We start from the raw sequence: 14,149 nt of genomic DNA on the forward strand, positions 1-14,149 counted from the left end.
GCGAGATTGATCAATGGCTGAATTTCCCAGCATCGACACCGACCTGCTGCGCACCTTTGCCGCCATCGCCGATCACGGCGGCTTCACCCGCGCCGCCGAAGCGATCAATCGCACCCAGTCGGCGGTCAGCATGCAGATGAAGCGCCTGGAAGAAGACGTGCTGCAATGCGCGCTGTTCCAGCGCGAAGGGCGCACTGTCAGCCTGACCCAGGAAGGCGTGGTGCTGCTCGGCTATGCCCGGCGCATCCTCAAGCTGCACAGCGAAGTGTTCAACACCCTGCGCCAACCACAGATGGTGGGCACGGTGAAGATAGGTTCGCCGGATGATTACGTGATGCGTTTTTTGCCCGGCGTATTGTCGCGCTTTGCCCAGGACTACCCGCTGATCAACGTCGAGGTACATTGCGAGCCGTCATCCCAGCTGTTGCAGCGTAATGATCTGGACCTGACGATCGTGACCCGCAAACCCGGTACCGAAATGGGCCAGATCCTGCGCCAGGAACGCTTTGTCTGGATGGTGGCCCAAGGCTTTTCGCCCCATGAACAAACACCCCTGCCCCTGGCAATGTTCAATACCGACTGTTTTTGCCGGACCTGGGCCTGTAATGCCCTGGATATTCAACAACGTGAATACCGGGTTGCCTACACCAGTGCCAGCCTCGCGGCGATCAACGCCGTGGTCAGCACCGGGCTCGCCGTCACCGCTCAGCTACAAAGCCTGCTGACGCCCGACCTGCGCATCATCGGCGCGGCCGAGAACCTGCCGGAGCTTCCCTCAGCCAGTATTGTGCTGTTACGCAAAGCCAACAGCGCGTCGTCACCGATCATTGAGTGCTTTGCCGAATACATCGTCGAAGGCTTCAAGCTTTGAGCGCCAGCAACCCCGCGCACAGCAGCAAGAAAGCACAATACAGGCCGCGCAACAGGCGCTCCGGCAAAGCGTGAGCCAGCCTGACACCCCAACTGATGCTTAACAGCCCACCAATGGCCATCGGTACGCCCATGGCCCAGTTGACCTCGTCATGCACTGCATACGTCAGCAAAGTCACCGCCGTACTTGGCGCAGCCAGGGCCAGTGACAGGCCCTGGGCCACAACTTGAGTGGTGCCGAACACACTGGTCAGCACGGGCGCCGCCACCACGGCGCCACCGACACCAAACAGCCCTCCGGTCGTGCCTGCCACGGCACCCAGCACCCCGAACCACGGCCAGCCATAGCGTGAACCGGCCACAGGCGGGGCTGGCGAGGTGTACATTTTGATCAGGTTATAGAGGGTGATCGCCAGCAAAAAGACGATAAAGCCCCAGCGAATGATCCGCGCATCCACGCCAACGGCGAGCATCGCGCCCAACCAGGCGAAGCAAAAACTCATCAGCACCAGCGGCAATGCCTGACGCAAATTGATCCTGTTGCGTTGCTGATAGCGGTACAACGCCAAGAACACATTGGGCACCGACATGGCCAGGGCCGTGCCTTGCGCCAATTGCTGGTCCAGACCGAACCACAACCCCAATACCGGGATCGCGATCAGACCGCCTCCAATTCCGAACAACCCGCCCAGCGCCCCCATGGCGATACCCAAGGCTGCATACATTACAAAATCGATCAGCATTACCACCCCTCGTTGTGAGCACCCATGCTAACCAGTCCCCGGCGCCGGGCAAAGCGCAGAACCGGGGCTTTTTCATCGAGCAAAAAAAAGCCCGGCATCAAGGCCGGGCTTTTTCATCGTGCGGTTAACGCAAGGTTTAAACCTTGGCGCGGCCCTTGTAGGAACCACCGTCACGGGTATCGATTTCGATCCAGTCACCGATTTCAACGAAATCAGCAACGCTCAGCTCGGTACCGTTTTTCAGTTTGGCAGGCTTCATCACCTTGCCCGAAGTGTCGCCGCGAGCGGAACCTTCGGTGTAGTCAACCTGACGCACGATAGTGGTCGGCAGCTCTACGGATACCAGACGGTCTTCGAAGAAGATCGCTTCGCAAACGTCGGTCATGCCTTCTTCAACGAATGGCAGAACGGCTTCGATGTCTTCAGCGTTCAGCTCGTACATGGTGTAGTCAGTGGTGTCCATGAACGTGTAGGTGTCGCCGCTGATGAAGGACAGGGTCGCTTCTTTGCGATCCAGGATCACGTCTTCCAGCTTGTCGTCAGCGCTGTATACGATTTCGGTCTTGTAGCCAGTCAGCAGGTTTTTCAGCTTGGTCTTCATGATCGCGCTGTTACGACCGGACTTGGTGAATTCAGCTTTCTGAACCAACCAAGGGTCGTTTTCGAGCTTGATGACTGTACCGGGTTTAAGCTCTTTACCAGTTTTCATTACGAATATCCGAATTTGGATTGAGATTTACAAAAATCTAGGTCGCGTATCATATCCAATTTCTATAAAACAGTACTAGCGCTTGCGCAAGATCAGCCTGTAATGACTGTTCCAGACACCACTGTTCAGCGTGTGCAGCGATTTCAGGCCAGCATTGGAGCACCCCATTCCAGCTTTCGCCCATCTCGGCGCCAGCATTCCAGGCATGCCAAAGCCCGGTAACCGCCCGGGCTGCCTGTGGTGAAAGGCCTTTGACGTAGAGGTCGAGGAATGCGTTGAGCTTGACCCAGTGCGCGTCTTCTTCCTGCTCATAGATATGCCACAGCAGCGGGCGCCCCGCCCATTGCGCCCGCACAAACGAGTCTTCACCGCGCACTGCGTTGAAATCACAGCTCCATAACAGGTGGTCGTAATCCTCTTGCCTGACGAACGGCAACGCCTGAACGGTCAACGCCCCGCGCTGTTCGACCGCACCCAGGGGTAACTGCTCAATACCCAGCCACTGCAGCAGATCACCCATGATCCGTCCTTGTGGCACCAGCAGGTGGGTCGGCCCGGCCCCCGCCGCCATTGCATCCAGCCAGCTGGCCAGCCCGGTGTTTTCATAGGCAAATAATGAAATCAGCCGCGCATTGTGCGCCGGGCAAACCCCCAGCCCCTGCAAAAATACCTGCTTGGCCTGCGGGTCCTGCTCAAAGGCGTGGCGGCGCTGCAACAAGTCTGCCTCACGCAACAGCCCGCCAGTACCGGCATCAAACCCCGGAAAGAAAAACATCCGTTTCAAACCGTCAGGCCGCATCGATGGCAGGCCGTGGCAGCCGCTGACCCAGTCTTCGGCACTCAAGTACTCGAGATTGATCCACAACGCCGGTTTTTCGCGAGCCTTCATCGCCTGCAGATAGCCTTCAGGCAGTTTGCAGGCAAAGGCCTCGACCACCACGTCGGCAACCTCCGTCGCCGGCCACTGCGCCGGCCACTGGCAAACCTCAACCCCCTGCTGCCATTGCTGCGCAGCGCCGACATCCGCCTCGGGGCACAACGGCACAAACGCACGCAAGTCATCGACCCACAACCGCACGCCCTGCTGATGCTCGGCCACCAACTGCCGGGCCAGACGCCAGGTCACCCCGATGTCGCCGTAATTATCGACCACGCTGCAAAAAATATCCCAGGAGGCTTTCATACCGGGCTCCAACATTCAAAAGGGGGGATTGTCCGCATAATTGGCTGCGTACAGAAGTCTTGAGGCGGATTAATCTGCGCGGCACTCGTGCGACAATCGACGTTCGTCACTATCAAGCTGCGACCATGAACAAGACTGCTGTGCACCTGCTGATGCTGGAGAAACTCGAAATCGACCTCGATGTCCTCCAGCGCGCGGCGCAAACCGCCTATGAAGCGGCCACCCATGCGGAAAACATCGCCGAGAACAAATACGACACCCTCGGCCTGGAAGCGTCATATCTGGCCACAGGACAGGCACGCCGGGTTGAGGAAATTCGCCAGGCGTTGAAAAACTGCCGGGCCATGACCCTTGCGCCGTACAACCCGGCGCAGGGCATTCAGATCGGAGCTCTGGTCAGGCTGGAAGCCGAAAATGGCAGCGAACAGTGGCTGTTCCTCGCCCCCGATGCCGCCGGGCTCAAGCTCGACCACAGCGGGCAGACGGTCACCGTCATCACCCCGCGCTCACCCCTGGGGGCCGCCTTGCAGGGCAAACAGCTTGATGATGAAGTGCAGATCAATGTAGGCGGTGCGGTACAGGTGTTTAGCGTTTGCGAAACGCTCTAGACAACTGTGGGAGCGGGCTTGCTCGCGATAGTATCGCCCCGGTCACGCAGATAAACCGCGGCACCTGAATCGCGAGCAAGCCCGCTCCTACCAAAGTTTGACGCATGCCTTACTTGGCAGCAGCCACCATGCGGTTCAACTCACTGCGCACCATGTTGGCGTATTCCGGCGGTGACATGGCGTCCAGTTCCGAGCGCACCCATTCAGCCCACTTGCCCTTGCGCTTGGCACGTTCACCAAACAAACGCGCCGCATCCCCTTTGGCCTTGCCCAGGTTGCTCTGCCAAAGGTCGTACAAACGGGATTTTTCATCTTCAAGCGCTGCACGCTCTGCGAGAGGCTTGTTGGCGAGGTTGAAGCTCATGTGAATTTCCTGCGGTGTTAATTAGGTGACATCTTACACCCTACAAAGAAGTGTCTCAGTCTGGTTTTTGACTACGCTGTCAGCTCAGGCGCAAATCAGATGCAACTTTTTAGCATTGGGTTGACTCCATTACATATCACCCCTTTAACCTGCAAGGAGTACCGCAATGGCTCGAAAAAATGCCGTACAAGCTGAAGATCAAATCAAGGATCAAGCGTTCAGCGAACTGCAAGACCTGATTGCCGAATCTGAAAAGCTGCTCAAGGACAGCGTGTCCCTGGTCGGTGAAGAAGGCGAAACCCTGCGTGCCCAGGTGAGCCTCAAGCTCAAGCAGGCACTGGATTCAGTGACCAACGTGCGCGAGCGCACCAAGCCTGTGGTCGACGCCACGGAAAGCTATATCGGTGGCCATCCATGGCAGACCGTGGCCATCTCGGCCGGTTTCGGTCTGGTCGTTGGCCTGCTGCTGGGGCGTCGCAACTAGCATCGGCTGCCACTGTTGCCTGCACAGCCCCTGGTGTTTATTGCCTGGGGCTGTGCGGTTTAAAATTTAAAACCGCCGACATATTCAGTGACATTCTCCGCTGACATTCTGATACTTCGTCGCATTCCCCATGCCAACGAGACAGTCAATGTCCACGTCTACTGCTGCAACAAAACCTCTTAGCACCGCCCTGATTCTGCTTATGGCCACCGCCACCGGCCTGGCTGTTGCCAGCAACTATTACGCCCAACCCCTGCTGCACACCATCGCCCAGCAACTGGGCTTGAGCATGGGCAGCGCCGGTACCGTGGTTATCACTGCCCAGCTCAGCTATGGCGCTGGCCTGTTACTGCTGGTGCCGCTGGGTGATCTGTTCGAACAACGCCGACTGATCGTCACCATGACCGTGCTCAGCGCCCTGGGCCTTCTGCTAAGCGCATTTGCCCCTTCGTTGACGTGGCTGTTGATCGGCACGGCACTGACCGGACTGTTTTCGGTATCGGCCCAGGTGCTGGTGCCCATGGCGGCCAGCCTGACCGACCCGCAAAGCCGTGGTCGGGTCGTTGGGACACTGATGAGTGGCCTGTTGCTGGGCATTTTGCTGGCCCGCACCGTAGCGGGCGCGCTGTCATCGGCAGGTGACTGGCGCACCATTTACCTGGTGGCTGCCGCCTTGATGCTGATCAGTGCCATCTCGCTGTATTGCGCCCTGCCCAACCACCATCAAAGCGCCGGGCTGAGCTACCCAAAACTGCTGAAGTCGGTGTTCACTCTGTTTATCGAAGAACCCGTACTGCGCCTGCGCGCCCTGCTGGGCCTGCTGACCTTCTCGCTGTTCGCCCTGTTCTGGACCCCCCTGGCCTTTTTGCTGGCGGTACCGCCCTACAGCTACTCGGACGCGGTGATCGGTCTGTTCGGCCTGGCCGGCGCCGTCGGTGCGGTAGCGGCCAACTGGGCCGGACGCATGGCTGATCGCGGCAAGGGGCAACAGGCCACCACCGCTGGCCTGCTGGTGCTACTGGCCTGCTGGCTGCCCATGGCATTTGCCGGGCATTCATTGGTGGCTTTGCTGATCGGTGTGCTGGCCCTGGATTTTGCCGTGCAACTGGTCCATGTGAGCAACCAGAACGCGGTGTTCAAAGTCCGCCCGGCAGCCCGCAACCGCCTGAATGCTGGCTACATCACCTGTTATTTCATTGGCGGCGCACTGGGTTCACTGGTAGGTGCGCAGACCTACCCGGCCTATGGCTGGGACGGTATTGTCGTGGTCGGCGCCGTGGTCGCGACACTGGCATTGGCGGTATGGGGCTACAGCCTGCAGCGCGAAAGCAAGCTGCAACCGGTGGGCTAAGCAGCTATATGGCACTTTTCATCGTAATGCGAACTCGCTAGCATGCGAAAAATGCCCTGACCATCCGAGACGCCATATGATCCCTAAAGAATCCCGTAACGAACTGGCCCTGGATACTTTTATCAAGGCGCACCCTGAACTGATCGAAGAAATGAAAGAGCTGAGCGCCGAGGACCGCCAGCAACAGATTTTGTGGGCCTTTGAGGACGAAGCCGAAAGCCGCGGCCTGGAAGCCTGGGAATTGGCCCTGGAACTGATCGCCCGCTCCCCCGAAGAACTCAAGAGCATGCGCCTTGAAGTGCATCAGGAAGTCGCCGAAGCCCTGGACATGAGCTGGGAAGAGTACTGCGGGTTCAACGAAATCGCGGTCTGAGCCACGCCACGTTGCATAAAACGCCCGGTCGATCACTCACCGGGCGTTTTTGCACTTAAAGGGTCAGGACTTGTGGTGGGCATCCACCAGTTTTTGCGCCATCAGCAGATGCATTTCCAGCTTGGGCAGGTACTTTTCGGCAAACGCCTGCAACTCCGGTGACTCGGGGTTTTGCGCCTGCTCCTTGTACAACTCGATGGCCAGTTCATGGGCCTTGACCTGATTGGCCGCATAGGCCGCGTCGAACGAATCGCCCTCCTGCACTTGCAGCATCAGCTTTTTCGCCTTGTCGAGTATCTGCTCGTCGCTGGACACCTGCAGGCCCAGTCGGCTGGCAAGATCCTTCAAATCCCGATTGGCATTGGTATGGTCCTTGATGGCTTCCACGGCATAGCTTTCTATGTCCGTCGAAGAGGTTTTACTGATCGCCATACGGCTGGTCTCGATCTCCGCAATCCCTGCTGCATGAGCCTCATCAACAAAGTCTGCCGGACTGGCTGCGACTGCTGTGGCCGCCACGATCAGGGAGCAGACCAGGGCACAACCTGCCACAAAGCGTTTGGGGCCAATCAGGTGTTTCATAACGTCCTCCAGAAAAAGGCAGGTTTATTCCCTGCACAGAATCTGAAGGCACGTGATGGCAAAGGTTTAAATCAAAGCTGTTTTTTCTGACGGATGGCAACTGAAGGCACTTCAGCGAACCCTGAGCCATACTGTCCAGCAGCACTTTCCGTCAAACAGGAGAAGCCATATGGACGCCTTCAGGGCCATGCTCGACAACTGGGAGTCCAGATCTCAGGAGTCCAGTGAGCGGGTTGAATACAGCCTTTCACTGCACAAGCGTGATTTGGTCAAAATCAAGGCTTTCGCCCAAGCCTACGGCCTGGATGAAGCCACCATTACCCAAAGCCTGATTCATTGCGCGCTTGAGCAAGCAGAGCAGGCCATGCCCTATGTGAAGGGCTCTGAGGTCATCAGGATTGAAGAAGGTGAAGAGATTTATGCCGATGCCGGCAAAACCCCAGCATTCGTGAAAGCGGAACAAGCAATTTCCAGAGAACTGGACCTGAACAGTCCGCCTTCCTGAATCAAGTCTTGGGCCGTGACCGGGTAGCGCTGCGCCCGGGGGCACCGGCAGGTGGCGTGTACTGCCGGGCCTGCGCGCAGCCCGCATTCAGCAACAGCACGCCAAAGGGGGAGCAGCCTTATCATCGTCTAAATCCATTTGAGCTCGAATGGGAGCGCTCAATGGCACTACCGGGTAGTAATCCTTCAATCCCGGCGCCACACGACCGAGCATTCGCAACAATTCGGTTCAGGCCAGTTACATAATATCAACCGTTAGTTTTCAGGCCGATATTTAACCCGACGCAAAAGTTAACCCCGCGCCACAAAGTTATTGTCCGACAATATAACGATATATATCCGCTCGTCCGACCAAACCGCCATAAAAACATTAAAACTTGCCCAATAAAATAAATGTGCTTTTCTAGTGAAGCGATCCCAACCCATCGTCTTCAAAGGATGAAGTGATGAACACTGACTCTCGAGCACCCAGTACGACTTTGCCAAAAACCGAGCAGGATTTAATTAACGACGTTACTCAAAAAATCACACAGCACAGTAATGAGCTACGTAAACGCTATCGCGTACTGGGTTTCCAGAATGCCATAGGCGCCAGCGTGATGGCTGTTTCTGTAACTGGCATGATAATAACGGGCACACTGTATATAAAAGGGCTTATTCCCGGCTGGCTTTGTATTGTAATCAATGCGTTGTTGACGTCATTTATTCATGAACTTGAACACGACTTGATTCATCGCCTGTATTTCAGAAAACACCCCGTGGCGCACAACCTGATGATGCTGCTGTGCTGGATAGCCCGCCCCGGCATGCCCAGCCCCTGGTTACGGCGTGAACTGCACTTTCATCATCATAAAGAATCCGGCACCCACACCGATGTTGAAGCCTGGATTACCACCAGCGGCAGCAAGTGGGGGGCCAAGCGCTTTTTAAAACTCATCGACGGTTTTGTCTTTGGCATTGTCAATGCCCTGTTCGCACCGACCTGGCAAGAAAAAATCAGGTTGACCGTCAAGGTGCTTCGGTTGAATGCGCCCATGGGGCTTCTGTACTGGGGCTGCTGGTATATATTCCTGGGTTACCACCTCTACACATGGGTGAACTCGCTGATGGGCCACACCGTTGAGCTCTCTGCTGCCGCATCACTGCTGATACAGGTGGTCAATGCTGCAGTGGTGATTATCGTCGCGCCCAATATCATCCGTCAGTTCTGCCTGTTTTTTATCAGCTCCAACATTCACTATTTCGGCGACGTCATGCCACGCAATCCCTTGCAGCAAACCCAGGTCATGAACCGGTGGTGGCTGTGGCCATTCCAGTTGTTTTGCTTCAACTTCGGGAGCACCCATTGCATTCATCACTTTGTGGTCAAGGACCCGTTCTACCTGCGCCAAATGACCGCGCCCTTCGCCCATAAAGTTTTAGCGGACGCCGGTGTCAGGTTTAATGACTTCGGCACCTATAAGCGCTCAAACCGTTACAGCTTTACGCAACCGGAAGCTTAAGCTATCAACCCGCTTCTATTTGTTTGATCTCGCCCTATAAATATCACCCTGGCCAGTGACCTTCAGAACTGGCTAAGCCTTTATCAACCGCACATCCTGTAGGAAATCAGGGGGCTGTGTTTACTTAATGTGGCGGTTAAGGAGGGGTTCGAAACCGTCCATACCCGTTTTTTTCAAATCACGGCCCCCGGCTTATAACGACTGCAGAGGATCTGCTGACTAACAAGCGGCCCCATGGCAGCCCCATGGGGTTGTGTGTCAACTTGTGGATCTGCTGCCTGATAGGGCATGTGTATTCTTTGCGTTTAGCCCTCGAAAAAAGGCAAGAACAGTAAGCACCTTGCTCATGAACAATTAAAAATAGCTCGGCGGTTTTTTTAAAAAATACTCAGCTTCCTGATTATTCCGTTCATTTATTCTGAGCAGCAAGCTCGGGTGAGCTCCTGTATAGCCTATTGATTCTGCTGCAACAAAACCAGCTGATCTGTAGATGTTGGTTTGTACGTCTTGAAAAAGCATAAAACCTGTAGTTGCTTGTTGTTTCTCATAGCCTTCTAGCAGCATTGACAGGCAGCTTAGGCCATATCCTTTCTTGCGGCTATTTACCTCTGTAGCTAATGAGGCTATGCCTATCCATGAACTGTTGTTATGCCCCGGAATCACATAGGAAATGGCAGATGATATGGCCGTCATTTAGAGCAGCTCCGCAAAAGACATTGTCTGCTGGCACGTCGATCCAGCGTCCAACTATCCAGGCAATTTGCATGCAGGGCTCGCACAGATCAAACTCGCCAAGACTCCCACTTTTTCTGTAACTCAATATGCCTGATATGTTGCTAAAACCTTCGTTACCTGGAGTCATGCTCCGGCGATGGCGTCTCTTGCACCAAGTCAAACAATCCCATGCCGCAGAGTTGTTTAGCGTTACCCAATCGACTATCTCTCGCTGGGAAAGTGGCGTACTGGATTTGGATTCCCTCGCACACGAAAAGCTTGAGAAGTTGCTGGCTGCTCGCCTCACTACAGCCGCTGATCAAGCGCTGGGCCGAATGGTTCGTGAAAGCTCGCGCCCCGTTCATCTCATTTGTGATTTGACGCACCGTTTGCTTGCTTGTTCATCTTCGCGAGCAGCCCAATTCGCGACTCCTGTCAGCGAGCTGCTGGGTAGTTCTTTATGGCGCTTCGCTACGCCAACTATTATTAGCATGGAGGCTGACCTGGATAGACTGGGTTGGCGGGAAGCCTTCGCACCACCAGCGCTGGAATTTCTAACGGGCGACAATCATTCGTCCATTGTTCCGATCAGCCAAAGCTTATGTCGCTGGACACGAATCCCCCTTTCGGACGGAGCAACAACACGCCTGGTTGAGTCGCTCTGACTGCACCCTGCATATTTTATGCGTAGACGCTAATGATCTTGAGATCTAGTCTGGCTGAACCAGGTGAGCGGACATTCTGTCCGGCCCACAGAGTCAGAGGTGTTCATGGACATCGAAAAAATCAAAGGGCGCCTCGAATTTCTACGTGAGGCGGAAAAGCTCAAGGATGTACTTAGAAGCGCGCACACCTCTTCCGGGCGAACCGAAAGCACGGCAGAGCACAGCTGGCGCTTATGCCTGATGGCCGTCGTCTTTGGAGATTATCTGACCGGTCTCGACAGGTTAAAAATGCTCAAGATGTGTGTCATTCACGACTTGGGAGAGGCCATCAGCGGTGACATTCCCGCCGTCAATAAAGATTCGTTTCCCAACAAGAGCGAGCAAGAGAGGAGCGACCTCATTCTCTTGACCAATACTCTGGATGAATCATTAAAAGCCGAGATATTGGCACTTTGGGACGACTACGAAAATGCTTTGTCACCAGAGGCGGTAGCCGTCAAGGCGCTAGATAAGTTGGAAACAATGCTTCAGCACAACCAGGGCAAGAACCCACCGGACTTCGATTACGAATTCAATCTTGCCTATGGCAAAAAATACACAGATGCCGCCCCTCTATTCGAGGCGCTTCGCAATATCATCGACGAAGAAACCAAAGCTAATATGCTTTTGAATCCGAAATGAACAAGTGCCACGTTGATGTGAATTCACTCCTTTGCATCAAAAAGTCCTACCTTTGCAGGAATCCGCAGGGCTCTCGTCTTCCAAAACTCTCCGCCCAGCCCGCGGCCCTGTCCGCTGTCAACCAGGCGCAGAACTGCGGAAAAAAAGACCTGCTTAGCCCGCAGGCGAGGTGGGGGGACGACAGCGCGCGCCAGGGTATGAAGCATGCCACTACCCTGCCCGTCAAAATTGCTATCCGATGGCCTTCACCTGAGAGCCCTGTTGCCTTTATGAGTGGCGCCAAAGCTTGACCACCTTCTATCAACACTTTGACGAGAAGCGCTGTGCGCTCTCACTGGCAGCCTCACAAGGTGTGTTTACAGTTCTATTTGTTACGAGCCGTAAAAAACCGCCTCGATGGGCGGCTTGGTCATACGATAACGCACAGGTCAAACGATGATCGTGTGAGGGTATCCGTGCATGGCACTATCGTGAGTCACCAGGCTGATACCTTCTACAAGCGCTTGGGCAACCATGATGCGGTCAAATGGATCGCGGTGATGGTTCGGCAGATTGCCTACAGTCAGCCCGTGATCAGAAGTGATCGGCAATTCGAGGTAGCCTGCATCTATCAGCACTTTGCGTAGTACAGCAGGAATAACGCCGGTGCGCTCGGCGCCTTTGATGGTCAGCTCCCAGATGCTGGCTGCGCTGAAATAAAGGGTGTTGGCCTCATCGTCGATAAGCTGGGCGGCAGCCTTGGGCAGTTTGTCGTCGCCAATAGCTGCCCAGATCAGGATATGCGTGTCGAGCAATAACCTCATGCCTTTCCCTCAAACAGATCTGCTATTTCAGCATCCAGAGCGTCCGAAGCATCGGCGTTGAATGTCACACCCGCGAGCATCCCGCGGCGCTTGGGGGGTGTAATAGGAACCAGCTTGGCCACTGGCACGCCTGCCTTGGCGATGATGATGGTCTCCCCGCCCGCTGCCGCATCAACAAGCTGCGAGAAGTGTGTTTTCGCTGCATGGATGTTGTGGATCTGCATATGGCTACCTCCCAAGGGTTGGTTGATGAGGTTAGCCTAGTCCAGCCAATGGACTAAGTAAAGTATGCTGAATGCTACCGTCCATGTTTACACCTGAGGGCTAAGACTTGCGCCTCCAAAACAGCAGAGGTCAACTTGGGGCTGGAAGCCGGTTTGTGGGACTTCTCTTGCAGTCCCGACTGACCGTGCGCCTCGTAACGGTTAAGCCACTTGCAGGCCGTTTGCGGGCTGATGCCAAACCGTCGACACAGTTCTCGTTTATTGCTACCGGGTTGCCGTGCTAAGGCAACGAACTCTTCTTTCAGGCTCATGGCATCTCTCGTGTCCCAGGGCATGATGGTTTTCCGGCGAAGTTGGCTCCCCGAAAAGTGTCCACCATGTCCCCGCACACCCGTCAACCTTATGTCCGATCCGTACACACGGGGATGAAGGGAGCTACCCCAAAGGACGGGGGGGCCCAGCCAGAAAAAGCCCTACGTATTCTCATATTATTCCAATACCACCATTTTCCAGACGCCAGAAACCACAAACCCCCGACTTTCTCTAGGAAAATCAGGGGTTTGTGTTTACTTAATGTGGCGGTGAAGGAGAGATTCGAACTCTCGATACAATTTCTTGTATACACACTTTCCAGGCGTGCTCCTTAAGCCACTCGGACACTTCACCGTATCTCTTCAAACAAGTTCTGTCTGTCGAGGCGCGCTAATGTAGTCGAAAGCTTTCGATATGACAAATGTTTTTTTCAGAATTTTCATGTGCTTACGAAAATAGTCCTTTTGGCGGTATGCCACGGGGGGGCGTTTCTGCCAAATTCCGGCACCGCAGCTTTGCCCGTTCAGGCAAAAACCCTGCTCCGCTGCCCTCTATATAGAAGGTGCAGGCCAATTGCATGACTCACCGGTCAGTCATGGCCCTTTACCTGGGCCACGGGGCTGGGTAACGTCTGCCCCACTTCATAACAAGGATTTGCGCCATGAGTGACTTGATTGCCTATCACCTGGAAGACGGTATCGCCACGCTGACCTTGAGCAATGGCAAGGTCAATGCCATCTCCCCGGATGTGATCACCGCGTTTAATGCCGCCCTGGACCAGGCCGAGCAGGATCGCGCTGTAGTCATCATTACCGGGCAACCAGGCATTCTCTCTGGCGGCTATGACTTGAAGGTGATGACCGCCAGCCCCGAGCAAGCCATTGAGCTGGTCAGGCAGGGCTCGACCCTCGCTCGTCGCCTGTTGGCGCATCCGTTCCCGGTGGTGATTGCCTGTTCCGGCCACGCGGTGGCCAAGGGCGCATTTCTGCTGTTGTCGGTGGATTACCGTATCGGCGTGGAAGGCCCGTTCAGCATCGGCCTGAACGAAGTGCAGATAGGCATGACCATGCACCATGCCGGTATTGAGCTAGCCCGCGACCGGCTGCGCAAATCGGCATTCCACCGCTCGGTTATCAACGGTGAGATGTTCACCCCGCTCACCGCAGTTGACGCAGGCTTCCTCGACAAGGTGGTCAAGCCTGATGAGCTGCAAGCCGCAGCCCTGGAAGCCGCCCGCCAGTTGAAGAAGATCAATATGAGGGCCCACAGGAACACCAAGCTCAAGGTGCGCAAGGAGCTGCTGGAAACGCTGGACAAGGCAATTGAAGAAGACCAACACCCCCCGCTCTGACCCTCCCCCCCTGAAATACCGGTCCCGACCGCAACCTGCGGTCGGGATTGTGCCTGCCTGACGTCCCCCTGCAATCATTCTCAAACTGCTCTGGCCCGCCTCTTACAAAGCTCGTTGAAACAAATG

At 55.4% G+C, this 14,149-nt stretch carries 18 protein-coding genes, 1 tRNA gene and 1 pseudogene; 10 read left to right on the top strand and 10 right to left on the bottom strand.

Annotation, left to right across the window (positions count from 1 at the left end):
• Window positions 1-13 precede the first annotated feature (13 nt).
• Window positions 14-871 carry a LysR substrate-binding domain-containing protein gene (locus ACP7BE_RS08390; RefSeq protein WP_426105515.1) on the top strand — a complete coding sequence of 286 codons (858 nt, stop codon included), beginning with the start codon at window positions 14-16 and terminating at the stop codon, window positions 869-871.
• Here the strand turns inward: ACP7BE_RS08390 and ACP7BE_RS08395 are convergent.
• The 3 genes from ACP7BE_RS08395 to earP form a co-directional block, all read right to left on the bottom strand.
• On the bottom strand, window positions 861-1,610 hold the full coding sequence (locus ACP7BE_RS08395) for a sulfite exporter TauE/SafE family protein (RefSeq protein WP_176465201.1): 750 nt from the start codon (window positions 1,608-1,610) through the stop codon (window positions 861-863). The genes ACP7BE_RS08390 and ACP7BE_RS08395 overlap by 11 nt on opposite strands.
• A 139-nt stretch (window positions 1,611-1,749) precedes the next feature.
• Entirely contained in the window at window positions 1,750-2,322 is a 573-nt protein-coding gene (locus tag ACP7BE_RS08400; protein WP_016780001.1) for an elongation factor P, read from the bottom strand.
• Between the two features lie 49 nt (window positions 2,323-2,371).
• Window positions 2,372-3,505, bottom strand: a complete 1,134-nt coding sequence (gene earP, locus ACP7BE_RS08405) for an elongation factor P maturation arginine rhamnosyltransferase EarP (protein ID WP_095019386.1) — start codon at window positions 3,503-3,505, stop codon at window positions 2,372-2,374.
• Window positions 3,506-3,630: 125 nt separating this feature from the next.
• On the opposite strand from earP, the gene ACP7BE_RS08410 reads away from it, so the two are divergent.
• Window positions 3,631-4,113, top strand: a complete 483-nt coding sequence (locus tag ACP7BE_RS08410; RefSeq protein WP_095002250.1) for a GreA/GreB family elongation factor — start codon at window positions 3,631-3,633, stop codon at window positions 4,111-4,113.
• Window positions 4,114-4,222: 109 nt separating this feature from the next.
• Here the strand turns inward: ACP7BE_RS08410 and ACP7BE_RS08415 are convergent, their stop codons facing one another.
• On the bottom strand, window positions 4,223-4,477 hold the full coding sequence (locus tag ACP7BE_RS08415; RefSeq protein WP_095002251.1) for a hypothetical protein: 255 nt from the start codon (window positions 4,475-4,477) through the stop codon (window positions 4,223-4,225).
• Window positions 4,478-4,643: 166 nt separating this feature from the next.
• Between ACP7BE_RS08415 and ACP7BE_RS08420 the strand changes: the two genes are divergently transcribed.
• From ACP7BE_RS08420 to ACP7BE_RS08430, 3 genes are all read left to right on the top strand, one after another.
• Window positions 4,644-4,961: a DUF883 family protein gene (locus ACP7BE_RS08420; RefSeq protein WP_095002252.1), complete on the top strand. Its 318-nt coding sequence runs from the start codon at window positions 4,644-4,646 to the stop codon at window positions 4,959-4,961.
• Window positions 4,962-5,109: 148 nt separating this feature from the next.
• The gene (locus tag ACP7BE_RS08425; protein WP_095002253.1) at window positions 5,110-6,312 is read left to right on the top strand and encodes an MFS transporter; all 1,203 of its coding nucleotides are present in this window, start codon (window positions 5,110-5,112) and stop codon (window positions 6,310-6,312) included.
• A gap of 76 nt (window positions 6,313-6,388) precedes the next feature.
• On the top strand, window positions 6,389-6,685 hold the full coding sequence (locus tag ACP7BE_RS08430; protein ID WP_016779995.1) for a DUF6388 family protein: 297 nt from the start codon (window positions 6,389-6,391) through the stop codon (window positions 6,683-6,685).
• A 63-nt stretch (window positions 6,686-6,748) separates the two neighbouring features.
• On the opposite strand, the gene ACP7BE_RS08435 is transcribed toward ACP7BE_RS08430, so the two are convergent.
• A complete protein-coding gene (locus tag ACP7BE_RS08435) occupies window positions 6,749-7,267 on the bottom strand; it encodes a DUF4142 domain-containing protein (RefSeq protein ID WP_426105519.1) in 519 nt (172 codons plus the stop codon).
• Between the two features lie 169 nt (window positions 7,268-7,436).
• Between ACP7BE_RS08435 and ACP7BE_RS08440 the strand changes: the two genes are divergently transcribed.
• Together ACP7BE_RS08440 and ACP7BE_RS08445 are read left to right on the top strand one after the other, a co-directional pair.
• Window positions 7,437-7,772: a hypothetical protein gene (locus tag ACP7BE_RS08440; protein WP_095002255.1), complete on the top strand. Its 336-nt coding sequence runs from the start codon at window positions 7,437-7,439 to the stop codon at window positions 7,770-7,772.
• Between the two features lie 445 nt (window positions 7,773-8,217).
• Window positions 8,218-9,273, top strand: a complete 1,056-nt coding sequence (locus tag ACP7BE_RS08445) for a fatty acid desaturase (protein ID WP_413052431.1) — start codon at window positions 8,218-8,220, stop codon at window positions 9,271-9,273.
• Window positions 9,274-9,627: 354 nt separating this feature from the next.
• On the opposite strand, the gene ACP7BE_RS08450 is transcribed toward ACP7BE_RS08445, so the two are convergent.
• A complete protein-coding gene (locus ACP7BE_RS08450) occupies window positions 9,628-9,966 on the bottom strand; it encodes a hypothetical protein (protein WP_133144884.1) in 339 nt (112 codons plus the stop codon).
• 128 nt (window positions 9,967-10,094) lie between these two features.
• On the opposite strand from ACP7BE_RS08450, the gene ACP7BE_RS08455 reads away from it, so the two are divergent.
• Window positions 10,095-10,652, top strand: a complete 558-nt coding sequence (locus ACP7BE_RS08455; protein WP_095002257.1) for a helix-turn-helix domain-containing protein — start codon at window positions 10,095-10,097, stop codon at window positions 10,650-10,652.
• Between the two features lie 105 nt (window positions 10,653-10,757).
• The gene (locus tag ACP7BE_RS08460) at window positions 10,758-11,333 is read left to right on the top strand and encodes an HD domain-containing protein (RefSeq protein WP_095032183.1); all 576 of its coding nucleotides are present in this window, start codon (window positions 10,758-10,760) and stop codon (window positions 11,331-11,333) included.
• A gap of 428 nt (window positions 11,334-11,761) precedes the next feature.
• Here ACP7BE_RS08460 and ACP7BE_RS08465 read toward each other — a convergent pair whose 3' ends face one another.
• The 4 genes and pseudogenes from ACP7BE_RS08465 to ACP7BE_RS08480 all read right to left on the bottom strand — a co-directional run bounded on the left by ACP7BE_RS08465 (window position 11,762) and on the right by ACP7BE_RS08480 (window position 13,026).
• Complete coding sequence (locus ACP7BE_RS08465; protein WP_426105522.1) at window positions 11,762-12,136, bottom strand: type II toxin-antitoxin system VapC family toxin; 375 nt, start codon at window positions 12,134-12,136, stop codon at window positions 11,762-11,764.
• Entirely contained in the window at window positions 12,133-12,360 is a 228-nt protein-coding gene (locus tag ACP7BE_RS08470) for a type II toxin-antitoxin system Phd/YefM family antitoxin (RefSeq protein ID WP_095002259.1), read from the bottom strand. Before ACP7BE_RS08470 ends, ACP7BE_RS08465 begins: the two co-directional genes overlap by 4 nt.
• Before the next feature lie 83 nt (window positions 12,361-12,443).
• Window positions 12,444-12,695: pseudogene (locus ACP7BE_RS08475) on the bottom strand (helix-turn-helix domain-containing protein); the annotation flags it as partial.
• Between the two features lie 241 nt (window positions 12,696-12,936).
• A tRNA-Ser gene (locus ACP7BE_RS08480) sits at window positions 12,937-13,026 on the bottom strand.
• A gap of 307 nt (window positions 13,027-13,333) precedes the next feature.
• Here ACP7BE_RS08480 and ACP7BE_RS08485 point away from each other — a divergent pair.
• Complete coding sequence (locus tag ACP7BE_RS08485; protein ID WP_426105525.1) at window positions 13,334-14,023, top strand: crotonase/enoyl-CoA hydratase family protein; 690 nt, start codon at window positions 13,334-13,336, stop codon at window positions 14,021-14,023.
• The last annotated feature ends 126 nt before the right edge of the window (window positions 14,024-14,149 follow it).

Origin of the sequence: Pseudomonas sp. TWR1-1-3 (genome assembly GCF_049896805.1) — a bacterium.
GTDB lineage: Bacteria > Pseudomonadota > Gammaproteobacteria > Pseudomonadales > Pseudomonadaceae > Aquipseudomonas > Aquipseudomonas bubulae.